Here is a 24,969-nt window from a genome sequence, read left to right as displayed (position 1 = left end):
ACGATGATTGGCAATTGGAATTACGGGACCGGCCGCCGCAAGTCGTCGGTGGCGCGGGTCTTCCTGAAGAAGGGCTCGGGCCAGATCACGGTCAACGGCAAGCCGGTCGAGCAGTACTTCGGCCGCCAGACCTCGATCATGATCGTCAAGCAGCCGCTGTTCCTGACCAACAACGTCGAAGCCTTCGACATCAAGGTCAACGTGCACGGTGGTGGCGAGTCCGGCCAGGCCGGTGCGGTGCGCCACGGCGTGACGCGGGCGCTGATCGACTACGACGCGGCGCTCAAGCCCGAGCTCAGCCGCGCGGGTTTCGTGACCCGCGATGCGCGCGAAGTCGAGCGCAAGAAGGTCGGTTTGCACGGCGCGCGCCGTCGCAAGCAGTTCAGCAAGCGCTGATCGCGCTGCAAGCGAGACAAAAGGCCGCCTTCGGGCGGCTTTTTCATTCGCGTGCCGACTTCATCAGCCGTTGCAACTTGGAGCCGGAGGCACCAAGCTCGCTACCTAGAATCCGGCTTTCCTCTCGAACCCACCATGCGCTGGAAGCTGCTGCGCCGCCGTCTGTCGATCAGCGCCCCGCGCATGATCGTGCGCAGCCATCTGCCCTGGCCGCTGCGCTGGGCCGTGATGGCGCTGGCGCTGGGTTTCTCGGCCGCGCTCGCGGTGTGGGCCTTCGAGTTCGGCAAGGACATCGCGGGGCTCGATCGGGGCGGGGGCCGCGCGGAATCTGCCAGTGCGGCCGACGAAGTCGAGCAACTGCGCAGCGAGCGCGACAAGGCCCAGAGCATCGCCAACACGGCCGAGAGCCTGCTGAAGACCGAGCGGACGACGCTCGACCGGCTGGCCGGTCAGGTGCGGGCGCTGGAGGCCGAGAACATGGCACTCAAGGGCGACCTGGGCTTCTTCGAGCGCCTGCTGCCGACCAGCGGCCGGCAGGGCCTGATGGTGCGCGGCCTGCAGGCCGAGGTCGTCGGTCAGGGGCAGCTGCGCTACCAGCTGCTGGTGATGCAGCCGGGCAAGTCGCCGGCGGAGTTCAAGGGGCGCTACGAGCTGACGCTGCGGGGGCGGCTCGACGGACGGGCTTGGTCACAGGCACCGGCGGGCACGGCCCGTGCGTTGCAGTTCCGTCAGTATCAACGTGTGGATGGCGTGATCGAGTTCCCGGCCGCGGTGGTGGTCGAGGCTCTGCAGGTCAGCGTGGTCGACGCCCAGGGGGCGATCCGCGCCAGCCAGGACGTCAATCTGTGAACGGTCGCCGCGGCGGCCCGGGTTCTTGGAGGTCAAGATGTTCGGAATGAGCAAGCAACCGCCGATCCGCACCCTGGTGGGTGAGGGCACCGTGATCGAGGGCGAGATCCGCTTCACCGAGGGCCTGCGCATCGACGGCCGGGTCATGGGAAACGTGATCGCGCTCGGCGACGGGCGCAACCTGCTGGTCATCGGCGACAAAGCCAGCATCGCCGGCAGGGTCAAGGCCGGCCACGTGATCGTCAACGGCGAGGTCCGCGGGCCGGTCGAGTCGGACGAGCTGCTGGAACTGCAGCCGCGGGCGCGCATCGAGGGCAACGTGCGCTACGAGCGCCTCGAGATGCACCAGGGCGCCCAGGTCCACGGCGAGCTCAAGCCCTTGAATGCGGAGGACAAGCCCGCACTTCGTCTGGCAGCGAATGCGAACGTCGCAGCCGTCGGTCACAATACGAAGGTGGCGGGCGACCGTCAGTCCCAGGAGTCCTCATGAGCGCCGTTGCCGAATCCATCGCGACCGAAATGCCCGCCCCGATCGTCTTCACGGACAGCGCTGCCGACAAGGTCAGGCAACTGGTCGACGAGGAAGGCAATCCGGAGCTGAAGCTGCGCGTCTTCGTGCAGGGCGGTGGTTGCTCGGGCTTCCAGTACGGCTTCACCTTCGACGAGATCGTCAACGACGACGACACGAAGATGGAGAAGAACGGCGTGATGCTGCTGATCGACGCGATGAGCCTGCAGTACCTGACCGGCGCCGAGATCGACTACAAGGAAGATCTGGAGGGTGCGCAGTTCGTGATCAAGAACCCGAACGCCACCACCACCTGCGGCTGCGGTTCCAGCTTCTCGGTCTGATCCGCGTCGGTCCCGTCCCGCTGAAGCCGCCTCCGGGCGGCTTCGTCGTTTCCGGGAGCGCTCAGGCCGGGTAGATCGCGCCGAGCACGCGCGGACCGCGGGCGCCGGTGACCGACGCGAGGTTGCCTGCCTCGCCGCGCAGGCAGGCACGGGCCAGCCAGGCGAAGGCCGAAGCCTCGACCTGCAGCGGCGGCAGGCCGCGGCTCGCGGTCGATGCCACGCTGCAGCCCGGCAGCGCCTGCTGCAGGCGCCGCATCAGCTCGACATTGAAGGCGCCGCCGCCGCACACCAGCAGCTCGCCGGCACCCGCAAGCTGCGCGCGCAGGTCGCGGGCGATCGCCCGGGCCGTCAGCTCGCACAGCGTGGCCTGCACGTCCTGCGGCGAGGCGGTCGGCTGGCCGGCCAGCAGGGCGTCCAGCCAGTCGGCGTGGAAGTCGTCGCGGCCGGTGCTCTTGGGTGGGGGCAGCGCGAAGTACGGGTCGGCCAGCGCCGCGGCCAGCAGGCCCGGGATCACCCGGCCTCCCGCCGCCCAGGCGCCGGCGTCGTCGTAGGGGCGGCCCCGATGCCGCTGGCACCACAGGTCCATCAGCGCATTGCCGGGACCGCAGTCGAAGCCGCGCACCGGGCCGTCGGCGGGCAGCAGGCTCAGGTTGCTGATGCCGCCGATGTTGGCGACCGCCAGGTCCTGCCCGGCCAGCGCGAAGCGCGCGCGGTGGAAGGCCGGCACCAGTGGCGCACCTTGTCCGGCGGCGGCGACGTCGCGGCTGCGCAGATCGGCGACGACCGTCAGGCCGCTCAGCTCGGCCAGCAGGGCCGGCGCGTTGATCTGCAGCGTGTAGCCGGTGCCGTCGAACTGGCCGGGGCGGTGGCGCACCGTCTGCCCGTGCGCGCCGACGGCCCGCACCGGGCCCGGCGCCTGCGAGCGCAGTTCGGTGATCACCGCGGCGTAGACGCGCGCCAGCGCATTCGCCGCCAGCGCGGCGCGGTGCAGCTCGTTGTCGCCGGCGGCGTTCAGCGCCAGCAGCTCGGCGCGAAGGCCAGGCTCGAAGCCCAGGTGGGCATGGGCCAGCACCTGCATGCGACCGCCGCCGAAATCGATCAGCACGCCGTCGGCCCCGTCGATCGAGGTGCCCGACATGAGCCCGATGTAGCGCTCGTCCATGGGTCGATGCTAAGCGCCGCGCCCACGAAAAAGCCCGCCGGAGCGGGCCTTCGCGTCGTGGCGGACGTGGATCACTCGAAGCGGGCTGCTGCGGTGGCGGGCGCGACCGCCAGCTGCGAGCGGGCCGAGCCGGCGATCTCGTCGAAGCGGCTGCGCGCCGCCGGCGAGATCGTGAAGCTCTCTGAGTTGCGGGCGATCGTCATCGGGTCGACGACCTGGCCGCGCACCCGGAACTCGTAGTGCAGGTGCGGCCCGGTGGCCCAGCCGGTGGCGCCGACCGCGCCGATCGTCTGGCTCTGCTCGACGCGCTGGCCGCGCTTGACGTCGATGCGGCTCAGGTGCGCGTAGCGCGTCTCGCGATCGCCCGGGTGGCGCAGGATGACGACGTTGCCGTAGCCGTTCTGCCAGCCCGAGAACTCGACGGCGCCGTCGCCGACCGCGCGCACCGCGGTGCCGGTCGGCGCGCCGTAGTCGACGCCCAGGTGGGCACGCCAGGTCTTCATGATCGGGTGCAGCCGCATCGCGAAGCCCGAGGTCACGCGCGAGAAGGCCATCGGCGAGGCCAGGAACATGCGGGTCTTGCTGCGGCCGTCGAGGCCGAAGTAGGCGCCGCGCATCTTGCCGCCGGGGGCGGCGTCCTGGAACCACACCGCGTCGTGCTGCCGGCCGCCGTTGATGAACTGCGCCGCCAGCACCCGACCCGAGGCCTGGTTCCAGGTGATGGGCTCGCCGTCGGCCGTCAGGGCCTCGTAGAGCACCGTGAAGCTGTCGCCGCGGCGCAGCTCGCGGCGGAAGTCGATGTCGTTGCCGAACAGCTCGGCGATCTGCATCGTCACCGGATCGGGCAGCCGCGAGTCGTCGGCGGCGGCGAACAGCGAGCTCTCGATGGTCCCCGAGCCGAGCTTGACCTCGGTGGCCAGCGCGGCCTGCTCGGTGCGCGCCTGCAGGCCCAGGGCGTCGCGCGTGATGGTCAGCCGCGTGAAGTGGGTCGAGAACTGCGCGCTGGTCTCGGCGGGCGAACGGGCCACCAGTTCGGCCAGGCGGCCCTCGCTGGTCAGCGCCCGCACCATCTTGCCGGCACGGCCCTCGAGCAGCTTGCGGGCGACGCTGTCGCGGCGCAGGAAGGCGGCCGCCTCCGGATCGTCCACGCCGAGGCGCTGCAGCAGGGTGTCGGCGGTGTCGCTGTTGCGGGTCAGGTCGCTGCGGTAGAGCTCGACCGCGTGCGTTTCAAGCGCTTGCAACTGTGCGTCGAGTGACAGCAGCGTGACGCTTTCGGTCACCACGCGGCGCGGCAGGTCGGCGGCGTCCGGCGCCAGCGGGGCGACGCCGAAGGCCGTCACGGCCGATCCGAGCAGGAGGGTCACCACCGCGGCCGTCAGGCGCCGGGGATGGCGCTGCAGCATGGCGTTGGTGTCTTGCGCCAGGCGCAGCAGAGAGTCAGCGGTCTTCAATCCCAACGGTCCCGAACGGTGTAGGAGGTCCTGCGCGAAAGCCCGCGAGGGCGGTCCGGCAGGCCGGCTTGTGAGGTCTGGCTGCGACGGCGAGGTTCGGGGCGTCCTCTAGAATGCCGTCGCGTTCCGACCGTGAAATTCTACCGGTGACCCCCCTTGCGGCCACTGTGGAAACCCGAAATCTTCCCCATGTCCCAGTCCGCCGATCAGGCACTCGCTGCAAGCAGCGATCAACGGCCTTCATCTGCATCGAAATTCCCGGTCACCGACCGGGTTCGCGAGGCGATGGCCATCAGCCTGCGCGGTTGCGATGAACTGCTGCCGCAGGAGGACTGGCTGCAAAAGCTCGCCCGGTCCGATGCAACCGGCGTGCCACTGCGCATCAAGCTGGGCCTGGACCCCACCGCGCCGGACATCCACGTCGGCCACACGGTGGTGCTGAACAAGATGCGCCAGCTCCAGGACCTGGGGCACCAGGTGATCTTCCTGATCGGCGACTTCACCTCGATGATCGGTGACCCGTCCGGCCGCAACACCACCCGACCGCCGCTGACGCGCGAGCAGATCGAGGCCAACGCCCAGACCTACTTCAGGCAGGCCGGCCTGGTGCTTGACCCCGCCCGGACCGAGATCCGCTACAACTCCGAGTGGTCCGATCCGCTGGGCGCGCGGGGCATGATCCAGCTGGCGTCGCGCTACACGATCGCGCGGATGATGGAGCGCGACGACTTCACCAAGCGCTTCAAGTCCGGCGTGCCGATCTCGGTGCACGAGTTCCTCTACCCGCTGATGCAGGGCTACGACTCGGTGGCGCTGAAGTCCGACCTCGAGCTCGGCGGCACCGACCAGAAGTTCAACCTGCTGGTCGGCCGCGCGCTGCAGTCCGAGTACGGCCAGGAGCCGCAGTGCATCCTGACGATGCCGCTGCTCGAAGGCCTGGACGGCGTCGAGAAGATGTCCAAGAGCAAGGGCAACTACATCGCGCTGACCGAGCCGGCCAACGACATGTTCGCCAAGCTGCTGTCGATCAGCGACGCGCTGATGTGGCGCTACTACGCGCTGCTGAGCTGGCGCGCCGAGGCCGAGGTCGCGGCGCTGAAGGCCGAGGTCGAGGCCGGCCGCAACCCGAAGGACGCGAAGGTGATGCTCGCCAAGGAGATCACCGCGCGTTTCCACAGCGTGGCGGCGGCCGACGCGGCGGAGCAGGACTTCATCAACCGCTCGCGCGGCGGCATCCCGGACGAGATTGCGGAGATCGCGCTGACCGGCGCTCCCCTGGGCATCGGCGCGTTGATCAAGCAGGCCGGACTCGCGCCCTCGTCGAGCGAGGCGATGCGCCTGATCGATGGCGGCGGCGTGCGCATCGACGGTGCCACGGTCAGCGACAAGGGCCTCAAGCTCGCCGCCGGGACCTTCGTGGTCCAGGTCGGCAAGCGCAAGTTCGCGCGCGTGACGCTGAGCTGAGCGCTCAGGCGCTGCCGAAGTGCAGCGCGGCCTCGAAGCCCCGGCCGCCGTCGAGCGGCGACCGCAGCACCAGCTTCGCGCCCGACTGGCGGGCGATCGTGTCGACCATCGCCAGCCCCAGGCCGCTGCCTTCGGCGGCCGACGTGCCGCGCTCGAAGGGGCGCACCAGCCGGCCCAGGCTGTCGGGCGGCACGCCCGGGCCGTCGTCGCGCACGGCGATCGAGGCAGTGCCGACCTGCACCGTGACGCGGGCGTCGGGACCGCCGTGCTTGAGCGCGTTGTCGATCAGGTTGCGCACGGCGATGCCCAGCGCGTCGGTATCGGCCGCGACCGATGCCGACGCCAGGCCTTCGACCCGCAGGCGTCCGCCCGGCTGCGCTTCGGCGAACTCGTCGGCCACCAGCCGCGCCAGCTGCGCCAGGTCGACCGGCTCGCGCTTGAAAGCGACGCCGGACTCGACGCGCGCGATCTGCAGCAGCCGGCTCGCCAGCGACGACAGGCGGTCGAGCTGACGCACCAGCGCCTCGGCGCGCTCGGCCAGTCCTTCGCCGCGCGCCTCCTGTGCCAGACGTTGAGCCTGCGCGCGCGCCGCGGCCAGTGGCGTGCGCAGTTCGTGGGCACCGGCGGCAGCGAACTGGCGCTCGGCCTTGAGCGCCGCATCGACGCGCGCCAGCAGCGCGTTCAGCGTCTCGACCAGCGGCTGCAGTTCGCCGGGCAGGCCGGCCGCCGGCAGCGGCGACAGGTCCGCGGCCTGGCGTCGCGCCAGGCCCTCGCGCAGTGGCTCCAGCGCGCGGAAGCCGCGCCGCAGCACCATCGACACCAGCAGCGCGGCCAGCGGCAGCAGCGCGAGCAGGGGGGCCAGCAGCCACAGGACGGCCTGGCCCAGCGCCTCGTAGCGCGTCTCCAGCGGCTCGGCGGCCACGGCCACACGATCGCCGTCGTCCAGCCGCTGCACCGACACGCGCCAGGTGCCTTCGTTGCGCGTGCCTTCGCGCCGCAGGTCGGCGAGCGGCGCGTCGGGCGACTCGGCAGACCGCCACAGCAGGCGGCCGCCGCCGTCGAAGATCTGCAGCCGCGCGTGCTCGTCGTCGTCATCGCCGCGACGACCGGGCGCCTCGACGCCGGCGTCGTCGCGCAGCGGCAGGCTCAGCGCGCGCTGCGCCGTGTCCTCCAGTGCGTCGTCCAGCACGTCGTGCAGCTCGAGCTGCTGGCCGACCAGCGCGGTGATCGCGCCGGCCAGCCACAGGCCGGCCAGGGCCAGCAGCAGCTGGCGCCGCAGCCGCCGCTCGAGCTGCCAGGCGCCGCGCTCAGTGCTCAAGCCGGTACCCCAGGCCGCGGTGGGTGCTGATCAGCTCCGGCCCCAGCTTGCGCCGCAGACGGCTGACGATGACCTCGAGCGAGTTGCTCTCGACCTCGTCGCGCCCGGCCTGCGCGTGCAGCGCCTGCTCCAGCTCGGCGCGGCTCCAGATGCGGCCGGGCCGGCTGGCCAGGCGGCCCAGCAGCGCCCACTCCATCGCCGTCAGCGTGACCGCCGCGCCGTCGCGCAGCGCGCGCTTGGACTCGAAGTCCAGCGTCGCCTGCCGCGCCTGCACCGCCTGGGGGTCCAGTGCGCCGCTGCGCCGCGCGACCGCGTCGATGCGCGCCAGCATCTCGTCCAGGTCGAAGGGCTTCACCAGGTAGTCGTCGGCGCCGGCCTGCAGGCCACGGATGCGGTCGCTGACCTGGTCGCGTGCGGTCAGCGCGATCACCGGCCGGCGGTCGCCGCGGGCGCGCAGCCGGCGCAGCACTTCCAGCGCCTCGCCGTCGGGCAGTTGCAGGTCGAACAGCAGCAGGTCGGCGGGCAGCCCCTGGGCCAGTGCGGCCTCGGTCTGCGCGCACAGCTTGAACCACGAGACGGCGTGGCCGTGGGCTTCGAGGTGGTCGACGACCGCCTGGCCGAGGTCGATGTCGTCTTCGAGGAGCAGCAGGTGCATGGCGATGCGTGGCAAGGATTCTCGCAGCGTGCCGGTGCGCCCTGAACCGGGTCTGAACGCGGGCCGTGCCAGGTTCAGGTCCGGTTCACGGTGCGGCGGCAGCATCCGGCCATCCCATCGACCGGAGCTTCACGATGACCAAGACGTCCCTGTTGCCGCGTGCCGCCCTGCTGGCCGCGCTGTCCCTCGCGGCGGTCCCCGCCCTGGCCGACGACGACCGCGACCGCTGCCAGGCCGGGCCGCAGTCGCAGTGGCGTCCGATGGCCGACCTGGAGAAGCAGCTCACGGCCCAGGGCTGGCGCATCCGCAAGATCGAGATCGACGACGGCTGCTACGAGGTCGAGGCCTACGACAAGGACGGCTGGAAGGTCGAAGGCCTGTTCCACCCGAAGACGCTCGAGCGCCTGAAGCCGAGCTGGCGCTGAGTCCGGCCCCGGCCGGGGCGCCGACGACAATCGGCGCATGTCGGTCGGTGCCTACCTCCAGCTGTCGATCGCGGTCGCGCTGGCCACGATCGCGCTGAAGGCCGGCGCGTGGTGGTTCACCGGCTCGGTCAGCCTGCTGTCCGACGCGCTGGAATCGCTGGTCAACCTGGCCGGCGCGATGTTCGCGTTGTGGATGGTGACGGTGGCAAGCCGGCCGCCCGACGCCGAGCATCCCTACGGCCATCACAAGGCCGAGTACTTCTCGAGCGGCTTCGAGGGCATCCTGATCTTCGCCGCGGCGCTGGGCATCGTCTGGGCCGCGGTGCTGCGGCTGCTCGACCCGCAACCGCTGCAGGCGGTCGGCCTGGGGCTGGTGCTGACCGTGGCCGGATCCGTGATGAACGGCGCGCTGGCCTTCGCGATGCTGCGCCACGCGCGCAAGCAGCGCTCGATGGCGCTCGAAGCCGATGCGCGCCACCTCTTCACCGACGTCTGGACCTCGGCCGGCGTCGTCGCCGGCGTGCTGGCGGTGCAGGCGACGGGCTGGCTGTGGCTGGACCCGGTGACGGCGATCGCGGTCGCGATCAACATCCTGCGCGAGGGCAGCTCGCTGGTGCGCCGCTCGGTCGACGGCCTGATGGATGCGAGGCTGGAGCCCGAGGTCCTGCGCGACATCGACGCGGTGCTGGCGCGCTTTCGCGGCCCGGCGATCCGCTTCGACCATGTCCACAGCCGGCGCGCCGGCCAGCGGCGCTTCGTCGACCTCCACCTGCACCTGCCGGCAGGCTGGACGCTCGACCGCGCCGCGGCCTTGCGCAACGCGGTCGAGCAGGCGCTGATGAGCGCCGTGCCGGGACTGCGCGCGAGCATCCAGCTGCTGCCCAGCGATGTCGAGGCGCATGTCGACGCGGTGGATGTGGACGAGACGGAGGACCGGCCTTGATCGCGCTGGTGCAGCGCGTGAGCGAGGCGCGCGTCGTCGTCGACGGCCGGGCGGTCGGCGCGATCGGCAGCGGCCTGCTGGTGCTGGTGTGCGCCCAGCCCGCCGACACCGAAGCCGTGGCCGACAAGCTGGTCGACAAGCTGCTCAAGCTGCGTATCTTTTCCGACGAGGCCGGCAAGATGAACCGCAGCGTCGTCGACGTGCGGGGCGGTCTGCTGGTCGTCAGCCAGTTCACGCTGGCGGCCGACCTGGCCAGCGGCAACCGGCCCGGCTTCAGTGGCGCGGCGCCGCCCGCGCAGGGTCGCGCGCTCTACGAGCGCGTACTCGCCACGGCGCGCGCCCGCCATCCCCAAGTCGAAGCGGGCGTGTTCGGCGCGGACATGAAAATCCACCTGGTGAACGACGGGCCGGTGACGATCCCGATGCTCGTGGCCCCATGACAGACTCCTTGCGATGACGACGAATCCGGTGCTGGTGGAACTGCTGCGCGGCGGCATGGTCGAGTCGGCGCATCGCGGCGCGCTCGCCGTGATCGATGCCGACGGCGCGCTGCTGTGCGCGCTGGGCGACGTCGAGCGACCCATCTTCCCGCGGTCGGCCGTGAAGGCCCTGCAGGCGCTGCCGCTGGTGGAAAGCGGCGCAGCCGAGCGCCTGCAGCTCGGCGACGAGGCGCTGGCGCTGGCCTGCGCCTCGCACAACGGCGAGCCGCGGCACGTCGAGGTGGCGAGCGACATGCTGGCGCGCGCCGGGCTCGATGCCGCGGTACTGGAGTGCGGCACGCACTGGCCCGGTCTCGACACCGCGCAGCGCGAGCTCGCGGCCCGCGGCGAGCTGCCGAGCGCCCTGCACAACAACTGCTCGGGCAAGCACGCCGGCTTCGTCTGCTTCGGCTGCGGCCTCGCGAGCGGCGACGTGGCCGGCTGGCTGCGCGGCTACGTGAAGGCCGGGCACCCGCTGATGCGCGAGGTGGGCAGCGCGCTGGCCGCCGTCACCGGCGCCGACCTGGACCGCGCGCCACGCGGCACCGACGGCTGCTCGATCCCGACCTACGGCATCGCGCTGCGCGACCTGGCGCGAGGCTTCGCCCGTTTCGGCAGCGGCGTCGGCCTGGCCCCACGGCGCGCGGCGGCGGCGCGCCGGCTGCGCCAGGCCGTCGCGGCCACGCCCTTCATGGTGGGCGGCACCGGCCGCTTCGATACCCGCGTGATGGAACGGCTGGGCGAGCGCGCCTTCGTCAAGGTCGGCGCCGAGGGCGTCTACTGCGCGGCGCTGCCCGGGCGGGGCCTGGGCGTGGCGCTGAAGATCGACGACGGCAACACCGCGCGCGCGGCCGAGGTGGCGATGGCCGCAGTGATCGAGGCCTGCGTGAGCCTGTCCGGCGAGGAGGCGCGTTTCGTGCATTCGCTGAGCGAAGTCACGCTGCGCAACTGGAATGGCATCGAGGTCGGCGGGCTCAGGGCCGGTACGGCCCTGCGCAGTGCGCTCGGTGCCGGCACGAGGATCGATCGGGCAAGGACCGAGGCATGAGCGCTCCGAGGAAGCTTCTCAACCACATCGACCGCTGGCTCGACCGCAGCAGTCTCCACGAGGCCGTGACGGTCAGCGACCGGCCGCCGGGTGGCGGCGTGCCCTGCGTCGTGTCGGTGGCGCTGGAGCGTGCGGTGCGCGAAGCCCACCGCCACGACGGCGACGCCCGCCTGAAGCATGTGCTGGCGCCGCAGGGTGCCGCCGCTGACGGCGCCGCGCGGCGCTGGGAGTTCGTCTTCGACCTGCCTGAGCGCCGCGCCAAGATGATGAGCCAGTGGTACCTGGACGGCGACGCGAAGTTCGGCCGCTTCGGCCGCGAGTGCTTCGACGCGGTCCTCAAGCCGTTTCCGCTGCCCGACAGCCCGCTCGCCCAGGGCATCGCCGAAGGCAAGCTGGCCTATGCGCAGCGCGCCATCGCCTGGCGCGAGGAGCGCCGCCGCACGCCGGACCTGCCGATGAACTTCCGCGACTCCGACGCGGTGATGGCCGACCTGCTGGCCCAGGGCCTGCCGCTGAAGTCAGCGAGCTTCGTGCTGCGCAACGGCATCGGCCCGAGCGGCCAGCCGGTGTGGCTGGTCCAGCTCGGCGACACCCCCTACCACTGCCGGTTCAGCTAGCCGCCGCCCCGCAGCGGGGGGTCGTCATCAATCGGCGTACTGGCCGGCGGCCTTGATGACGGGGCCCCACTTGTCGATCTCGGCCGCGACCCACTTCTTGTGCTCGGCCGGGCTGGTGCGCGCATCGGTGACAACGACCGCGCCCAGCGCTTCCTGGCGCTTGTCGAAGTCCGGGTCCTTCAGCGCGACCTTCAGCGCCGCGTTCACCTTGTCGATGACCGCCTTCGGCGTGCCCTTGGGCGCGTACAGGCCGTGCCAGATGCTGACGTTGAAGCCCTTCATGCCCGACTCGTCCAGTGTCGGCAGCTTGGCGAGCGTGGGCGTCGTCAGACGCTTGGGGGTCGTCACCGCGAAGGCCTTGACCTTGCCGCCCTCGATCTGGCCGGTGGTGTTGGTGGTCTGGTCGCACATGAGATCGACCTGGCCGCCGATCAGGTCGGTCATCGCCGGGCCGGTGCCCTTGTACGGCACCGTGGTCATGTCGACCTTCAGGGTGCTCTGGAACAGCAGGCCGCACAGGTGCGAGGCGGCACCCAGGCCGGCGTTGGCGAGGTTGACCTTGCCCTTGTTGGCGTCGATCCACTTCAGCAGCTCGGCGTAGTTCGCGGCCGGCAGCGTGGGCTTGCCGATCAGCGTCATCGGCACCTCGTTGATCAGGCCGAGGTACTCGAACTCCTCGGTCTTGTACTGGAGGTTGCGGTACAGGGCCGGCGAGGTCGCCATGCCGATGTGGTGCAGCAGCAGCGTGTAGCCGTCCGGCGCCGCCTTGGCGACGCGCGTCGCCCCCAGCGTGCCGCCGGCGCCGCCGACGTTCTCGATCACGATCGTCGCGTTGCCCAGCGGCTTGCGGACCGCTTCGGCGAAGTCGCGCGCCACCTTGTCGGTCGGGCCGCCGGCCGAGAAGGGCACGACGATGGTGATCGGCTTCTCGGGGTACTCGGCCCAGGCGCCGGTGACGGTGAAGGCGGCCACGGTCGCCAGCAGGATGCGCTTCATGATGTCTCCTTCCGCAGCGGAATGTGCGAATGCGAGGATGCTAGGAGCGCGGGTCGGCCCCAGCCATGCCGGAAACTACGTAAGCCGGCGGCGGCGCCGGCCCGTTCAGCGCGGCGTCGAGGTGTCGGCGTCGTCGGCCAGGTGATCTGCCAGCACCCGCGCCGCGTGCAGCGCTTCGCGGCCGGCGCCGTCGGCGATCTGGTGGCGGCAGCTGGTGCCGTCGGCGACGACGATGGCGTCGGGCGCCGCGCGCACCGCGGGCAGCAGGCTCAGCTCGGCCATCTGCATCGACACCGCGTGGTGTGCCGCCTCGTAGCCGAAGCTGCCGGCCATGCCGCAGCAGGAGCTCTCGATCAGCTCGGGCGTCGCGCCGGGGATCAGCCGCAGCGTGTCCATCACCGGCGGCATCGCGCCGAAGGCCTTCTGGTGGCAGTGGCCGTGGACCTTGATCGGCCGTGTCGCAGGCCGAAAGCGCGCAGCAAAGCGTCCGGCCTTCGCCTCGCGCGCCAGGAACTCCTCGAACAGCAGGGCCTGGTCGGCCACGCGTTGCGCGATCTCGCCCAGGCCCATCACCAGGTACTCGTCGCGCAGCGTCAGCAGGCAGGACGGCTCCAGGCCGACGATCGCGATCCCGCGCTCGGCGAAGGGCCCGAGTGCGTCCAGCAGCTCGCGCGCCTTCGCCCTGGCTTCGTCGACCATGCCGGCCGCCAGGTAGGTGCGACCGCAGCACAGCGCGGCGCCGGGCTTGTGCACCGCATGCACCGCGTAGCCGCCGGCGCGCAGCACGCGCAGTGCGGCGAGCGCGTTCTCGGTCTCGAAGGCACCGTTGAAGGTGTCGACGAACAGCACGACGGCCTTCCCGGCCGCGAGCGCTTCGTCGCGTGTCGCCAGCGGCAGCGCGGGCGCAGCGCGGCGGAAGCTGTCGCGCCGGAAGCGCGGCAGCCGGCGCCGCGCCGACAGGCCCAGCCAGCGCTCGCTCAGGCGCGCGGCGCCGGGCAGCGTGTCGCGCAGGTTGGCGAGCCAGGGCAGGCGGCCGGCCCAGTGCGCGTAGTCGGGGAGGCGCGCGATCAGCTGGTCCTTCGCCGTGTGGCCGTGCCTGGCGCGGTGCTGGGCGGTGAACTCCAGCTTCATCTTCGCCATGTCGACACCGGTCGGGCAGTCGCGCTTGCAGCCCTTGCAGCCGACGCAGAGCGCCAGCGCCTCCTGCACCGCCGGGCCGGTGAAGCCCTCGTCGCCCAGCTGGCCGGAGAGGGCGAGCCGCAGCGTGTTGGCACGGCCGCGCGTCAGGTGCTGCTCGTCGCGCGTGACGCGGTAGCTCGGGCACATCGTGCCGGCGTCGAACTTGCGGCAGTGGCCGTTGTTGTTGCACATCTCCACCGCCTTGGCCAGGCCGCCGGTGGTGTCGCCGCCGGTGCCGGGCGCGGTGGTCGCCTCGGTGACCGGGTCGTTCTGCACGTCCCAGGCCGACCAGTCGAACACCGGCTTCAGCGGGATCGTGCGGTAGCCGGGCGCAAAACGGAACAGGCTCGCGTCGTCCATCTTCGGCGGATCGACGATCTTGCCGGGGTTCATCAGGTTCAGCGGATCGAGGTGCTGCTTGATGGCGCGGAAGGCCTCGTCGATCCTGGGCCCGAACTGCCAGCGGATCCACTCGCCGCGGCACAGGCCGTCGCCATGCTCGCCGCTGTAGGCGCCCTTGTAGCGGCGCACCAGGGCAGCCGCCTCCTCGGCGATCGCGCGCATCTTCTGCGCACCGTCGCGCCGCATGTCGAGGATGGGCCGCACGTGCAGCGTGCCGACCGAGGCGTGGGCATACCAGGTGCCGCGGCTGCCGTGGCGCGCGAAGACCTCGGTCAGCGCGTCGGTGTAGTCGGCCAGGTGCTCGAGCGGCACCGCGCAGTCCTCGATGAAGCTGACCGGCTTGCCGTCGCCCTTGAGGCTCATCATGATGTTGAGGCCGGCCTTGCGCACTTCCCACAGCGCCTTCTGCGGGCCTTCGTCGGGCATCGCCACCACGCTGCCGGGCAGGCCGAGGTCGCCCATCAGCTCGGCCAGGCGGTCGAGCCGGGGCAGCAGCGCCGCGCGGTCGTCGCCGGCGAACTCGACCAGCAGGATGGCGTCGGGCAGCTTTCCGTCGATGGCGATCAGCGCCGTCTCGATCACCGGCCGGAACGCCGGGTTCGCGCGCGCCAGCTCGATCATCGTGCGGTCGACCAGTTCCACCGCGGTCGGGCCCAGCTTCACGAGGTGTTGCGCCGCCTCCATCGCGGCGCGGAAAGTGGGGAAGTTGACGACGCCCAGCAGCTTGTGGCGCGGCAACGGCGCGAGCTGCAGCGTCAGCGACTTCGTGAACGCCAGCGTGCCCTCGGCGCCGACCAGCAGGTGCGCGAGGTTGACGCTGCCGTCGCCGGTGTAGGGGCGCTCGCTCTGCGGCCGGAAGATGTCGAGGTTGTAGCCGCCGACGCGCCGCATCACCTTGGGCCACAGCGCGTCGATCTCGGCGGCGTGGGCTTCGGCCAGGCCGCGCACGAAGTCGGCGATCGCGCGTTCGCGCGGCCCGAGCCCGGCGAGCGGGCCCAGCGCGACCTCGCTGCCGTCGGCCAGCCAGGCCTCGATGCCGCGCACGTTGTGCACCATGTTGCCGTAGGCGATGGACCGGCTGCCGCAGGAGTTGTTGCCCGCCATCCCGCCCAGCGTGGCCTGCGCGCTGGTCGACACGTCGACCGGGTACCACAGGCCATGGGTCTTGAGCCGGGCGTTCAGGTGGTCCAGCACGAGGCCGGGCTCGACGACCGCGGTGCGCGCCTCGGCATCGACGGCCAGCACGCGCCGCAGGTGCTTGCTGCAGTCGACCACGAGCGCGGGGCCGGTGGTCTGGCCGCACTGCGAGGTGCCGCCGCCGCGCGGCAGGACCGGCGCGCCGAGTTCGCGCGCGATCCGGATCGCCGTCGCGACGTCCTCCGGGGTCGTCGGGACGAAGACGCCGATCGGGATCTGCTGGTAGATCGACGCGTCGGTCGCGTAGCGGCCGCGCGCGGCGATGTCGAACAGGACCTCGCCGCGGGTCTCGCGCCCCAGGCGCCGTGCGAGCTCGCCGGTCATGCGCTCACCTCGCCGGCGCGCATCAGCTCCAGCACCGCGTCGCGCTTGTTCAGCACGTGCTGCACCATCAGCGCGCGCAGGCCGGCCCCGTCGCGCGCCGCCAGCAGAGCGACCATGCGCTCGTGCTCATCGACCGCACGCGCCCACTTGCGCTCGTCGAAGTTGGAGCGGAAGCGCAGCGCCTGAAGCCGCGCGTTCACCTGGCCATAGGTCCGCGTCAGCACCGCGTTGCCGGCGGCCGCGTTGATCGCGGTGTGGATCTGCGCGTTGAGCCGGTAGTAGGTCGACAGGTCGCGCCGCAGGTGCGCGGCCAGCATCTCGTAGTGCAGCGCGCGGATCTCGGCCAGCTGTGTCTCGGTGATGCGCGTCGCGGCCAGCTCGCCCGACTGGCCCTCCAGCCCCGCGATCACCTCGAAGGTATCGGCCACGTCGCGCTCGGACAGCTGCAGCACCGCCGCGCCGCGGTTGGGCAGCAGCTCGACCAGGCCCTCGGCGGCCAGCATCCTGATGGCCTCGCGCAGCGGCGTGCGCGACACGTTCAGCTGCTCGCAGAGCTCGCGCTCGTTGAGCTTGGCGCCGGGCGCGAGCCGGCCCTCGACGATGCGCTGGCGCAGCCGCTGCGCCACCTGCTGGTGCAGGACCTGGCCGGCCAGCGGGACCACGTTGTCGGGCAGCGTCTTGTTCATCGAAAGCCATTTTGTATCCAAAAAGTACCCCGGTCAAACCCGAGTTACCTGGGTAATCTGCTTGACATTCATGTTTTGTATGCAAAAATACGGGTTCCAAGGAGAGACCGATGATCGCCCTCGACCTGCATCCCAGCGGCCGCCACTTCCTGCAGATCCCGGGGCCCAGCCCGGTGCCCGACCGGATCCTGCGGGCCATGAGCCTGCCCACCATCGACCACCGCGGGCCCGAGTTCGCACAGCTCGGCCTCAAGGTGCTGGCCGGCATCCGCGAGATCTTCCAGACCCGCCAGCCGGTCGCGATCTATCCCGCGTCGGGCACCGGCGCCTGGGAGGCCGCGCTCGCCAACACGCTGAGCCCCGGCGACACGGTGCTGATGTACGAAGGCGGCCAGTTCGCCAGCCTGTGGAAGAAGCTGGCCGAGCGCCTGGGCCTGAAGCCGGAGTTCATCGCGCTGCCCGGCATCGACGCCGAGACCGGCCTGCCCGCCAGCTGGCGCCGCGGCGTGCAGGCCGACCTGATCGAGCAGCGCCTGCGCGCCGATGCCGGCCACGGCATCCGCGCGGTCTGCGTGGTCCACAACGAGACCTCGACCGGCATCACCTCCGACATCGCCGCGGTGCGCCGCGCGATCGACGCGGCCCGGCATCCGGCGCTGCTGCTGGTCGACACGATCTCGGGCCTGGCCAGCGCCGACTACCGCCACGACGAATGGGGTGTCGACGTGTCGATCAGCGGCTCGCAGAAGGGCCTGATGCTGCCGCCCGGCATCAGCTTCAACGCGGTGTCGAAGAAGGCGCTCGAGGCCAGCAAGACCGCGACGCTGCCCAAGGCCTTCTGGGCCTGGGACGAGATCTTCGAGATGAACGCCGGCGGCTACTGGCCGACCACGCCCAACACCAATCTGCTCTACGGGCTGAACGAGGCGCTGGACATGCTGCTCGACCCGCTGCACGGCGGCCTGCCGGCGGTCTTCGCGCGGCACCGGCGCTGGGGCGAGGGCGTGCGCGCCGCGGTGCGCGCCTGGGGCCTGCCCATCCAGTGCGCCGACGCGGCCGTGCACTCGCCGGTGCTGACCGGCGTCGTCACGCCGCAGGGCGTGGACGCCGACGCGCTGCGCAAGCTGATCCACCAGCGTTTCGACCTGTCGCTGGGCACCGGCCTGGGCAAGCTCAAGGGCCGCATGTTCCGCATCGGCCACCTCGGCGACTGCAACGACCTCACGCTGATGGCCGCGCTGGCCGGCTGCGAGATGGGCCTCAAGCTCGGCGGCGTCGCGCTGGCCGGCAGCGGCGTGCAGGCCGCGATGGAGTATTTCGCCAGCCACCCGCAGCAGCAGCCGCTGAAGGCCGCCGCCTGATACGACGACGCACACGACGACCACCCACGGAGACCCGAACATGCAACGACGTTCCCTGATCAAGGCCGCCACCGGCCTGGCCGCCACGCTGGGCGCGCCGCGCCTGTTTGCCCAGCCCTGGCCGAGCGGACCGATCCGCATCATCGTCGGCTTCCCGCCGGGCGGCGGCACCGACGCGCTGGCCCGCGTGGTCGGCCAGAAGCTCAGCGTGATGTGGGGCCAGCAGATCGTCGTCGAGAACAAGGCCGGCGTCGCCGGCGTGCTGGCGGCCGAGTACGTGTCGCAGCAGCCGAGCGACGGCACGACGCTGCTGATGGCGCACATCAACAGCCACGCGCTCGCGCCCAGCCTGCAGCCCAAGCTGAACTACAGCGTCGAGCGCGACTTCGTGCCGATCGCGCTGGTCGGCGTCACGCCCAACCTGCTGGTGTGCAACGCCGCGCAGGCGGCCAAGACCGTGCCGGAGATCGTCGCGCTGTGCAAGGCCAGGCCGGGGCAGGTGAGCTTCGGCTCGGCCGGCAACGGCTCGGCGCAGCACCTGGCGCTGGAGCTCTTCAAGCAGCGCGCCAAGGTCGACGCGATCCACGTGCCCTACAAGGGCAGCGCGCCGGTCATCACCGACCTGATCGGCGGCCAGATCAACTACGGCTTCGAGACCATGACCGCCGCCACGCCGCACGTGAAGGGCGGCAAGCTGCTGGCGATCGCGCAGACCCGCGCCAAGCGCGCGAAGGGCCATCCGACGGTGCCGACGATGGTCGAGCAGGGCTACGCCGACTTCGAGGCCACCACCTGGTACGGCCTGGTCGGTCCCGGCAAGCTGCCGACGCCGGTGGCCGACAAGATGAACGCCGACATCAACACCGTGCTGGCGATGCCCGACGTGCAGGAGAAGCTCGACAGCTACGGCGCCGAGGACGGCGGCGGCTCGCGCGAGAAGTTCGCCGAGTTCATCCGCGCCGAGATCGCGAAGTGGTCGCAGGTGGTGAAGGCCGGCGGCATCAAGGCCGACGCCTGAGCGCCCGCGGTCGCGGGCGCTCGGGGCTTACTCGTAGCGCCGCGCGTCCTCGATCACCTTGCCGTCGTTGGGCAGGGTGCCGGGCGCCAGCAACTCGACCTCGCCGCGCATCTTGGTCACGTCGCGCAGGCTCTCGGCGATGCGCGCAGCGAGATCTTCGGCCGCGGTCGGCGCCTCGGCTCTCAGGGTCATGCGGTCGTTCGCCATCTCGCCGCTGACCACCAGCCGCGCCTTGCGCAGCTCGGGGTGGCGTCGCACGACCTCGGCGACCTGGGACGGGTGGACGAACATGCCGCGGACCTTGGTGGTCTGGTCGGCGCGCCCCATCCAGCCCTTGATGCGTGGGGCCGTGCGCCCGGTCGGGCAGTGACCGGGCAGCACGGCCGACAGGTCGCCGGTGCCGAAGCGGATCAGCGGGTAGTCGGGATTGAGCGTGGTCACGACCAGCTCGCCGACCTCGCCCGTCGCCACCGGGTCGCCGGTGCCGGGGCGGACGATCTCGACGATCACCTGCTCGTCCAGCACCAAGCCCTCGCGGGCCGCGGTCTCGTAGGCGATCAGGCCCAGGTCGGCGGTGGCGTAGCACTGGTAGGCGTCGACGCCGCGCGCGCGCAGCGCGTCGCGCAGCGAGGGCGGGAAGGCCTCGCCGGACACGAGGGCCCGGGTCAGCGAGGGCAGTGCGACGCCGGTCTCCGCGGCCTTGTCGAGCAGGATCTTCAGGAAGCTCGGCGTGCCGACGTAGCCGTGGGTGCGCAACTCGGCCAGGGCCTGGAGCTGGAGCTCGGTGTTGCCGATGCCGCCGGGGAAGACGGTGCAACCCAGCGCATGGGCGCCGGTCTCCATCATCGAGCCGGCCGGGGTGAGGTGGTAGCTGAAGCTGTTGTGCACCAGGTCGCCGGCACGGAAGCCCGCGGCGAACAGCGCGCGCGCGGCGCGCCAGTAGTCGGGCGCCAGCCCCTCGGGTTCGTAGATCGGGCCGGGCGACTGGAACACGCGGCGCGCGCCCTGCGGCCGCACCAGGCCGCGCCAGCCGACGCCGGCGAAGCCACCGAACGGGTCGCCGGCCGGTCGATCGGCACGTGCGGCCTGCTGCCGCTCCAGCAGCTCGTGCTTGCGCGTCACGGGCAGCGCGGCCAGTGAGCTTCGGCCCGTGACGGCGGCGGCGTCGACGCCGCGCAGGATCTCGGCGAAGGCGGTGCTCGCGCGCTGCGCCTGCGCCACCTGCGCCGGCAGGGCGGCCATCAGCGCCTGCTCGCGCTGCGCGGGGTCGCGCGTCTCCAGCGCGTCAAAGAACTCAGTCATCGCTGTCGCTCCAGCGCGCGAACTGGCGCTTGAATTCCTCGGTGTAGTGCCGCACGTCGGCGGCGCTCTTCAGCAGCTTCACGGTCCACTCGGGCGAGCGCGCCGGCCGCTTGACGGTGCGGGCGCGGATCGCGCCGTCCTCGAGCGTCAGCTCGACCAGCGGATCGCCCTTCCACTCGAAGCGCCCGGCGCGCTCGAGCAGTCGCATGTCGCGCAGATGGCGTTTCAGCATCGCCAGGGCCTCGTCGGCCTTGAACGGCGGCGGTGCGAAGCCGAATTCGTCGCTCATCGTGATCTCAGGCGAGCCAGCGCTTGCGCCGCTTGTAGCTCTTGACGTCGCGGAAGCTCTTGCGGTCGCCGCCGCCGACGCCGAGGTAGAACTCCTTGACGTCCTCGTTCTCGCGCAGCGCCCGGGCCTCGCCGTCCATCACGATGCGGCCGTTCTCCAGGATGTAGCCGTAGTCGGCGTAGCGCAGCGCCATGTTGGTGTTCTGCTCGGCCAGCAGGAAGGTGACCTTCTCGCGGGTGTTGAGGTCCTTCACGATCTCGAACACCTCCTCGACGATCTGCGGCGCCAGGCCCATCGACGGCTCGTCCAGCAGCACCATCTTGGGATTGGCCATCAGCGCCCGGCCGATCGCGCACATCTGCTGCTCGCCGCCGGAGGTGTAGGCGGCCTGCGAGCCGCGGCGCTGCTTCAGGCGCGGGAAGTAGTTGTAGACCTTCTCGAGCGTCTGCGCGACCGCGGCCTTGCCGTCCTTGCGCGTGTAGGCGCCGGTCATCAGGTTCTCCTCGATGGTCAGGTGGGCAAAGCAGTGCCGGCCCTCCATCACCTGCACCACGCCGCGCTCGACCATGTCGGAGGTCGACAGCGCCTCGATGCGCTCGCCGCGCAGCTCGATCGCGCCTTTGGTGACCTCGCCGCGCTCGCCGCGCAGCAGGTTGCTGACGGCCCGCAGCGTCGTCGTCTTGCCCGCGCCGTTGCCGCCCAGCAGCGCCACCACGCGACCTTCCGGCACCTGCAGCGACACGCCCTTCAGCACCAGGATCACGTGGTTGTAGATGACCTCGATGCCGTTGACGTTCAGCAGGATGTTCGGTGTTGCGCTCATCGTGTCCTCGTTCTTTCAAGCGCCGCACGCGGCGCTTGAAAGAGGGCTCCCTCCGGAGCCCCCGGTTTCATCAGGTCTGGCAGTCTTCGGGCGTGCGACGACTCAGCTTCTTCTCGGTCGCGTACTTGTCCGCCGCGGCCTTGACCATCGGCTTGATGATCTGCTCGTCACTCTGCAGCCAGTCGGACGTGAAGACCCACTTGGCGCCGTCCCAGGTGTGCACGCGCGCCCAGTTGGCGCCCATGTGGTCGGCGCAGCTGGTCGACACCGGGCGCATCACGCCGGCGAAGCCCAGCGCGTCGAGCTTCTTCTGGTCGAGCGCGAGGTTCTCATAGCCCCAGCGGGCCTGCTCGCCGGTCATGACCTTGCCCTTGCCGTAGCGCTCCTGGGCGCGCTTGACGCCTTCGACGCCGAGCATCGCGCTGATCAGGCCGCGCATGTACAGCACCTGGCCGACCTCTTCCTTCGGCCCCGTGCCCTGGCCCTTGCCATGCAGCGTCGCGAGCACGTCCTTCACGACCTTGGCGCCGTACTCCTGGCCGTGCTGGATGGTCACGGCGTTGTAGCCCTTGGCACCGTCGCCGACGTCCTTGACGTCCGGCTCGGCGCCGGCCCACCAGACCCCGTACATCTTGTCGCGCGGGAAGCCGGTGGCGACCGCTTCCTTCAGCGCGGTCGAGTTCATCACGCCCCAGCCCCACAGCAGCACGTAGTCGGGACGGTTCTGGCGGATCTGCAGCCAGGCCGCCTTCTGCTCGACGCCCGGGTGCGTGACCGGGATCGCGTTGAAGTCGAAGCCGTGGATCTTGCTGCGCTCCGTCAGCATCGGGATCGGCTCCTTGCCGTACGGGCTGTCGTGGTAGACCAGCGTGATCTTCTTGCCCTTGAGCTTGTCGAAGCCGCCTTCCTTCTTGGCGATGTGCTGGATCAGCACGTCGGCCGCGACCCAGTAGGTGCCGAGCAGCGGGAAGTTCCACTTGAAGACCTGGCCGTCGGCCGACTCGCTGCGGCCGTAGCCGGCGGTGATCAGCGGGATCTTGTCGGCCGGTGCCTTCTCGGTCAGGGCGAAGGTGATGCCGGTGGACAGCGGCTGGAACACCGTCGCGCCCTTGCCCTTGAGGCGCTCGTAGCACTCGACGCCCTTGTCGGTGGCGTAGCCGGTCTCGCACTCCTCGTAGGTGATCTTCACCCCGTTGATGCCGCCCTGCGCATTGACCAGCTTCAGGTAGTCGACGTAGCCGTTGGCGAAGGGCGTGCCGTTGGGCGCGTAGGCGCCCGTGCGGTAGACCAGCACCGGGAAGAACTGCTCCTTCGCCTGGGCGAAGGCGTCTGGCGCTGTGGCCAGACTGCTGAGGCCGGCCGCGCTGATCGCGACGGCCATGGCCAGGGACTTGAACTTCATGTCTGCCTCCAGAGGTGAAAGAGCACTCGTCAGTGCCGGGTCGGAACGTGGGAACAACAACGCATCGGCGTGCGCTCGGGATACAGGGTTAGTGCGGGAACGGCCACAGCCGGAGCTTCTCCTTGCCGATGGACCACAGGCGGGCCAGTCCGTGCGGCTCGACGATCAGGAAGAACACGATCAGCGCGCCGAAGATCATGAAGGTCAGGTGCGCGGCCAGCGCGGTGTCGATCGGGATGCCGAACCAGTACGGCATGTTGTCCAGCACGATCGGCAGCACCACGATGAAGGCCGCGCCGAAGAAGCTGCCCATGATCGAACCCAGGCCGCCGATGATCACCATGAACAGCAGCTGGAAGCTGCGGTCGATGCTGAAGGCCGCCGGCTCCCACGAGCCCAGGTGCACGAAGCCCCACAGCCCGCCGGCCACGCCGACGATGAAGCTCGACACCGCGAAGGCGGTCAGCTTCGCGTAGACCGGCCGGATGCCGATCACGGCGGCGGCCACGTCCATGTCGCGGATGGCCATCCACTCGCGGCCGATGTGGCTGCGCACCAGGTTCTTGGCCAGGATCGCGAAGACGACGACGAAGGCCAGGCAGAACAGGTACTTCTGCACCGGCGTCTCGATCGGCAGGCCGAAGACCTTGAGGTCGGCGACGCTGACCGAGCCCGAGGCCGAGTTGTTGGTGAACCACTTGATGCGCAGGAACGCCCAGTCGGTGAAGAACTGCGCCGCCAGCGTCGCGACGGCGAGGTACAGGCCCTTGATGCGCAGCGACGGGATGCCGAACAGCACGCCCACGAGGGTCGCGAACACGCCGCCCATCAGCAGCGAGCCGACCAGCGGCATGCCCTCGATGCGAACCTGGAAGTTGTAGGCCGCGTAGGCGCCGACCGCCATGAAGGCCCCGGTGCCCAGCGAGATCTGGCCGCAGTAGCCGACCAGGATGTTCAGGCCCAGTGCCGCCAGCGACAGGATCAGGAAGGGGATCAGGATCGCGCGGAACAGGTACTCGGGCGCGAGCAGCGGCACGGCGACGCAGGCGAAGAGCAGCAGCAGGCCGATGGCGACGCGGTCCTGCAGGATGGGAAAGACCTGCTGGTCCGAGCGGTAGGAGGTCTTGAACTGGCCGTTCTCGCGGTAAAGCATGTTCTTGTCTTTCGAGGCTCAGACGCGATCGATGATCTTCTCGCCGAACAGCCCTTGCGGGCGCACCAGCAGGAAGACGAGCGCCAGCACGTAGGCGAACCAGATCTCGATGCCGCCGCCGAGCATCGGGCCGATGTAGATCTCGCTGAGCTTCTCGCCGACGCCGATGATCAGGCCGCCGACGATGGCGCCGGGGATCGAGGTCAGCCCGCCGAGGATCACCACCGGCAGCGCCTTCAGCGCCACCAGCGACAGCGAGAACTGCACGCCGAGCTTGCTGCCCCAGATGATCCCGGCGACCAGCGCGACGAAGCCGGCCACGCTCCAGACGATGACCCAGATGCGGTTGAGCGGGATGCCGATGGACTGCGCGGCCTGGTGGTCGTCGGCCACCGCGCGCAGGGCGCGGCCGGTGGCGGTCTTCTGGAAGAACAGGCTCAGCAGCGCCACCAGCGCCGCGGCGATCAGCGCGGCGTAGAGATCTTCCTTGTTGATCAGCACGCCGCCCTGGAACACCTTCTCGAACAGGAACAGCGGGTCCTTCGGCAGCCCGACGTCGATCTTGTAGATGTCGCTGCCGAACAGCGTCTGGCCGAAGCCGTCGAGGAAGTAGGTGATGCCCAGCGTCGCCATCAGCAGCGTGACGCCCTCCTGGTTGACGAGCTTGCCGAGCACCAGGCGTTCGATCGCCCAGGCCAGCGCGATCATCACCGCCACGGCCACCGCGAAGGCCAGCACGTTGACCAGCCACTTCGACTCGAGCCCGGTCCAGCGCGGGATCCACTCGGCGAAGCGCGCCATCGCCAGCGCGGCGAACAGCACCATCGCGCCCTGCGCGAAGTTGAAGACGCCGCTGGCCTTGAAGATCAGCACGAAGCCCAGCGCGATCAGCGAATACAGCATGCCGGCCATCAGGCCGCCGAACAGGGTCTCGAGGAAAAAGCCCATCGCGTTCTCGGTTGCGGATCAGTGGGACGTGCCCAGGTAGGCCTTGATGACCTCGGGATCGCGGCGCACTTCCTGGGGCGTGCCGTCGCCGATCTTCTTGCCGTAGTCGAGCACGACGACGCGGTCCGAGATGTCCATCACCACGCCCATGTCGTGCTCGATCAGCACGATGGTCGTGCCGAACTCGTCGTTGACGTCGAGGATGAAGCGGCTCATGTCCTGCTTCTCCT

The 24,969-nt window shown here is 70.6% G+C and carries 25 protein-coding genes and 1 pseudogene; 12 read left to right on the top strand and 14 right to left on the bottom strand.

Features of this window, described 5'->3' with window-relative positions:
- The first annotated feature begins 3 nt into the window (after positions 1 to 3).
- The 4 genes from rpsI (at position 4) to erpA (ending at position 2,097) form a co-directional block, all read left to right on the top strand.
- Positions 4 to 396 carry a 30S ribosomal protein S9 gene (gene rpsI, locus QZV97_RS03845; protein ID WP_295638705.1) on the top strand — a complete coding sequence of 131 codons (393 nt, stop codon included), beginning with the start codon at positions 4 to 6 and terminating at the stop codon, positions 394 to 396.
- Positions 397 to 531: 135 nt separating this feature from the next.
- The gene (locus QZV97_RS03840) at positions 532 to 1,245 is read left to right on the top strand and encodes a DUF6776 family protein (RefSeq protein WP_295638701.1); all 714 of its coding nucleotides are present in this window, start codon (positions 532 to 534) and stop codon (positions 1,243 to 1,245) included.
- 46 nt (positions 1,246 to 1,291) lie between these two features.
- Complete coding sequence (locus tag QZV97_RS03835; protein WP_366558885.1) at positions 1,292 to 1,735, top strand: polymer-forming cytoskeletal protein; 444 nt, start codon at positions 1,292 to 1,294, stop codon at positions 1,733 to 1,735.
- Positions 1,732 to 2,097 carry an iron-sulfur cluster insertion protein ErpA gene (gene erpA / locus QZV97_RS03830; RefSeq protein WP_295638695.1) on the top strand — a complete coding sequence of 122 codons (366 nt, stop codon included), beginning with the start codon at positions 1,732 to 1,734 and terminating at the stop codon, positions 2,095 to 2,097. Before QZV97_RS03835 ends, erpA begins: the two co-directional genes overlap by 4 nt.
- Before the next feature lie 61 nt (positions 2,098 to 2,158).
- On the opposite strand, the gene QZV97_RS03825 is transcribed toward erpA, so the two are convergent.
- Positions 2,159 to 3,259 carry an anhydro-N-acetylmuramic acid kinase gene (locus tag QZV97_RS03825; RefSeq protein ID WP_295638693.1) on the bottom strand — a complete coding sequence of 367 codons (1,101 nt, stop codon included), beginning with the start codon at positions 3,257 to 3,259 and terminating at the stop codon, positions 2,159 to 2,161.
- A 71-nt stretch (positions 3,260 to 3,330) separates the two neighbouring features.
- A complete protein-coding gene (locus QZV97_RS03820; RefSeq protein WP_295638689.1) occupies positions 3,331 to 4,710 on the bottom strand; it encodes a M23 family metallopeptidase in 1,380 nt (459 codons plus the stop codon).
- Positions 4,711 to 4,899: 189 nt separating this feature from the next.
- On the opposite strand from QZV97_RS03820, the gene tyrS reads away from it, so the two are divergent.
- Complete coding sequence (tyrS, locus tag QZV97_RS03815) at positions 4,900 to 6,174, top strand: tyrosine--tRNA ligase (RefSeq protein WP_295638686.1); 1,275 nt, start codon at positions 4,900 to 4,902, stop codon at positions 6,172 to 6,174.
- A 4-nt stretch (positions 6,175 to 6,178) separates the two neighbouring features.
- Here the strand turns inward: tyrS and QZV97_RS03810 are convergent, their stop codons facing one another.
- Together QZV97_RS03810 and QZV97_RS03805 are read right to left on the bottom strand one after the other, a co-directional pair.
- Positions 6,179 to 7,492, bottom strand: a complete 1,314-nt coding sequence (locus QZV97_RS03810; protein ID WP_295638683.1) for a HAMP domain-containing sensor histidine kinase — start codon at positions 7,490 to 7,492, stop codon at positions 6,179 to 6,181.
- Positions 7,482 to 8,147: a response regulator transcription factor gene (locus QZV97_RS03805; protein ID WP_295638680.1), complete on the bottom strand. Its 666-nt coding sequence runs from the start codon at positions 8,145 to 8,147 to the stop codon at positions 7,482 to 7,484. The genes QZV97_RS03810 and QZV97_RS03805 overlap by 11 nt, the downstream gene beginning before the upstream one ends.
- 134 nt (positions 8,148 to 8,281) lie before the next feature.
- Between QZV97_RS03805 and QZV97_RS03800 the strand changes: the two genes are divergently transcribed.
- Genes QZV97_RS03800 through QZV97_RS03780 form a run of 5 tightly spaced genes read left to right on the top strand, consistent with a single transcriptional unit; the run spans position 8,282 to position 11,659 of the window.
- Positions 8,282 to 8,572: a PepSY domain-containing protein gene (locus tag QZV97_RS03800; protein WP_295638677.1), complete on the top strand. Its 291-nt coding sequence runs from the start codon at positions 8,282 to 8,284 to the stop codon at positions 8,570 to 8,572.
- A 37-nt stretch (positions 8,573 to 8,609) separates the two neighbouring features.
- On the top strand, positions 8,610 to 9,515 hold the full coding sequence (locus QZV97_RS03795; protein WP_295638674.1) for a cation diffusion facilitator family transporter: 906 nt from the start codon (positions 8,610 to 8,612) through the stop codon (positions 9,513 to 9,515).
- A complete protein-coding gene (dtd, locus tag QZV97_RS03790; RefSeq protein WP_295638671.1) occupies positions 9,512 to 9,955 on the top strand; it encodes a D-aminoacyl-tRNA deacylase in 444 nt (147 codons plus the stop codon). Before QZV97_RS03795 ends, dtd begins: the two co-directional genes overlap by 4 nt.
- A 13-nt stretch (positions 9,956 to 9,968) precedes the next feature.
- Complete coding sequence (locus QZV97_RS03785) at positions 9,969 to 11,042, top strand: asparaginase (protein WP_295638668.1); 1,074 nt, start codon at positions 9,969 to 9,971, stop codon at positions 11,040 to 11,042.
- Entirely contained in the window at positions 11,039 to 11,659 is a 621-nt protein-coding gene (locus tag QZV97_RS03780; protein ID WP_295638665.1) for a hypothetical protein, read from the top strand. The genes QZV97_RS03785 and QZV97_RS03780 overlap by 4 nt, the downstream gene beginning before the upstream one ends.
- Before the next feature lie 27 nt (positions 11,660 to 11,686).
- Here the strand turns inward: QZV97_RS03780 and QZV97_RS03775 are convergent, their stop codons facing one another.
- From QZV97_RS03775 to QZV97_RS03765, 3 genes are all read right to left on the bottom strand, one after another.
- Entirely contained in the window at positions 11,687 to 12,655 is a 969-nt protein-coding gene (locus QZV97_RS03775) for a tripartite tricarboxylate transporter substrate-binding protein (RefSeq protein ID WP_295638662.1), read from the bottom strand.
- Between the two features lie 105 nt (positions 12,656 to 12,760).
- Positions 12,761 to 15,757 carry an FAD-binding and (Fe-S)-binding domain-containing protein gene (locus QZV97_RS03770; protein ID WP_295638659.1) on the bottom strand — a complete coding sequence of 999 codons (2,997 nt, stop codon included), beginning with the start codon at positions 15,755 to 15,757 and terminating at the stop codon, positions 12,761 to 12,763.
- A complete protein-coding gene (locus QZV97_RS03765) occupies positions 15,754 to 16,443 on the bottom strand; it encodes a GntR family transcriptional regulator (RefSeq protein WP_295638656.1) in 690 nt (229 codons plus the stop codon). The genes QZV97_RS03770 and QZV97_RS03765 overlap by 4 nt, the downstream gene beginning before the upstream one ends.
- 110 nt (positions 16,444 to 16,553) lie before the next feature.
- On the opposite strand from QZV97_RS03765, the gene QZV97_RS03760 reads away from it, so the two are divergent.
- Both QZV97_RS03760 and QZV97_RS03755 read left to right on the top strand, forming a co-directional pair.
- On the top strand, positions 16,554 to 17,804 hold the full coding sequence (locus QZV97_RS03760) for an aminotransferase class V-fold PLP-dependent enzyme (protein ID WP_295638653.1): 1,251 nt from the start codon (positions 16,554 to 16,556) through the stop codon (positions 17,802 to 17,804).
- Between the two features lie 40 nt (positions 17,805 to 17,844).
- Positions 17,845 to 18,822 carry a tripartite tricarboxylate transporter substrate binding protein gene (locus QZV97_RS03755; RefSeq protein WP_295638647.1) on the top strand — a complete coding sequence of 326 codons (978 nt, stop codon included), beginning with the start codon at positions 17,845 to 17,847 and terminating at the stop codon, positions 18,820 to 18,822.
- Positions 18,823 to 18,849: 27 nt separating this feature from the next.
- Here the strand turns inward: QZV97_RS03755 and QZV97_RS03750 are convergent, their stop codons facing one another.
- From QZV97_RS03750 to QZV97_RS03720, 7 genes and pseudogenes are all read right to left on the bottom strand, one after another.
- Positions 18,850 to 20,124, bottom strand: coding sequence for an AMP-binding protein (locus QZV97_RS03750; protein WP_295638643.1), 1,275 nt, complete (start codon positions 20,122 to 20,124; stop codon positions 18,850 to 18,852).
- Positions 20,117 to 20,413: a hypothetical protein gene (locus QZV97_RS03745; protein WP_295638639.1), complete on the bottom strand. Its 297-nt coding sequence runs from the start codon at positions 20,411 to 20,413 to the stop codon at positions 20,117 to 20,119. The genes QZV97_RS03750 and QZV97_RS03745 overlap by 8 nt, the downstream gene beginning before the upstream one ends.
- Before the next feature lie 7 nt (positions 20,414 to 20,420).
- A complete protein-coding gene (locus QZV97_RS03740) occupies positions 20,421 to 21,236 on the bottom strand; it encodes an ABC transporter ATP-binding protein (RefSeq protein WP_295638636.1) in 816 nt (271 codons plus the stop codon).
- 70 nt (positions 21,237 to 21,306) lie between these two features.
- Positions 21,307 to 22,638: an ABC transporter substrate-binding protein gene (locus tag QZV97_RS03735; protein ID WP_295638633.1), complete on the bottom strand. Its 1,332-nt coding sequence runs from the start codon at positions 22,636 to 22,638 to the stop codon at positions 21,307 to 21,309.
- A gap of 88 nt (positions 22,639 to 22,726) precedes the next feature.
- The gene (locus QZV97_RS03730) at positions 22,727 to 23,791 is read right to left on the bottom strand and encodes a branched-chain amino acid ABC transporter permease (RefSeq protein ID WP_295638628.1); all 1,065 of its coding nucleotides are present in this window, start codon (positions 23,789 to 23,791) and stop codon (positions 22,727 to 22,729) included.
- A gap of 18 nt (positions 23,792 to 23,809) precedes the next feature.
- Positions 23,810 to 24,739: a branched-chain amino acid ABC transporter permease gene (locus tag QZV97_RS03725; RefSeq protein ID WP_295638625.1), complete on the bottom strand. Its 930-nt coding sequence runs from the start codon at positions 24,737 to 24,739 to the stop codon at positions 23,810 to 23,812.
- A gap of 18 nt (positions 24,740 to 24,757) precedes the next feature.
- Positions 24,758 to 24,969 (bottom strand): annotated as a pseudogene (locus tag QZV97_RS03720) (ABC transporter ATP-binding protein); the annotation flags it as partial.

Source organism: uncultured Methylibium sp., assembly GCF_902826655.1.
GTDB lineage: Bacteria > Pseudomonadota > Gammaproteobacteria > Burkholderiales > Burkholderiaceae_C > Methylibium.
This window is presented reverse-complemented; position numbering and strand designations above follow the sequence as displayed.

Coding starts and splice junctions, on each gene's coding strand:
- rpsI (WP_295638705.1), top strand. CDS start 4: ATGATTGGCAATTGGAATTACGGGACCGGCCGCCGCAAGTCGTCGGTG.
- QZV97_RS03840 (WP_295638701.1), top strand. CDS start 532: ATGCGCTGGAAGCTGCTGCGCCGCCGTCTGTCGATCAGCGCCCCGCGC.
- QZV97_RS03835 (WP_366558885.1), top strand. CDS start 1,292: ATGAGCAAGCAACCGCCGATCCGCACCCTGGTGGGTGAGGGCACCGTG.
- erpA (WP_295638695.1), top strand. CDS start 1,732: ATGAGCGCCGTTGCCGAATCCATCGCGACCGAAATGCCCGCCCCGATC.
- QZV97_RS03825 (WP_295638693.1), bottom strand. CDS start 3,259: ATGGACGAGCGCTACATCGGGCTCATGTCGGGCACCTCGATCGACGGG.
- tyrS (WP_295638686.1), top strand. CDS start 4,900: ATGTCCCAGTCCGCCGATCAGGCACTCGCTGCAAGCAGCGATCAACGG.
- QZV97_RS03805 (WP_295638680.1), bottom strand. CDS start 8,147: ATGCACCTGCTGCTCCTCGAAGACGACATCGACCTCGGCCAGGCGGTC.
- QZV97_RS03800 (WP_295638677.1), top strand. CDS start 8,282: ATGACCAAGACGTCCCTGTTGCCGCGTGCCGCCCTGCTGGCCGCGCTG.
- QZV97_RS03795 (WP_295638674.1), top strand. CDS start 8,610: ATGTCGGTCGGTGCCTACCTCCAGCTGTCGATCGCGGTCGCGCTGGCC.
- QZV97_RS03785 (WP_295638668.1), top strand. CDS start 9,969: ATGACGACGAATCCGGTGCTGGTGGAACTGCTGCGCGGCGGCATGGTC.
- QZV97_RS03780 (WP_295638665.1), top strand. CDS start 11,039: ATGAGCGCTCCGAGGAAGCTTCTCAACCACATCGACCGCTGGCTCGAC.
- QZV97_RS03775 (WP_295638662.1), bottom strand. CDS start 12,655: ATGAAGCGCATCCTGCTGGCGACCGTGGCCGCCTTCACCGTCACCGGC.
- QZV97_RS03770 (WP_295638659.1), bottom strand. CDS start 15,757: ATGACCGGCGAGCTCGCACGGCGCCTGGGGCGCGAGACCCGCGGCGAG.
- QZV97_RS03765 (WP_295638656.1), bottom strand. CDS start 16,443: ATGAACAAGACGCTGCCCGACAACGTGGTCCCGCTGGCCGGCCAGGTC.
- QZV97_RS03760 (WP_295638653.1), top strand. CDS start 16,554: ATGATCGCCCTCGACCTGCATCCCAGCGGCCGCCACTTCCTGCAGATC.
- QZV97_RS03755 (WP_295638647.1), top strand. CDS start 17,845: ATGCAACGACGTTCCCTGATCAAGGCCGCCACCGGCCTGGCCGCCACG.
- QZV97_RS03750 (WP_295638643.1), bottom strand. CDS start 20,124: ATGACTGAGTTCTTTGACGCGCTGGAGACGCGCGACCCCGCGCAGCGC.
- QZV97_RS03745 (WP_295638639.1), bottom strand. CDS start 20,413: ATGAGCGACGAATTCGGCTTCGCACCGCCGCCGTTCAAGGCCGACGAG.
- QZV97_RS03740 (WP_295638636.1), bottom strand. CDS start 21,236: ATGAGCGCAACACCGAACATCCTGCTGAACGTCAACGGCATCGAGGTC.
- QZV97_RS03735 (WP_295638633.1), bottom strand. CDS start 22,638: ATGAAGTTCAAGTCCCTGGCCATGGCCGTCGCGATCAGCGCGGCCGGC.
- QZV97_RS03730 (WP_295638628.1), bottom strand. CDS start 23,791: ATGCTTTACCGCGAGAACGGCCAGTTCAAGACCTCCTACCGCTCGGAC.
- QZV97_RS03725 (WP_295638625.1), bottom strand. CDS start 24,739: ATGGGCTTTTTCCTCGAGACCCTGTTCGGCGGCCTGATGGCCGGCATG.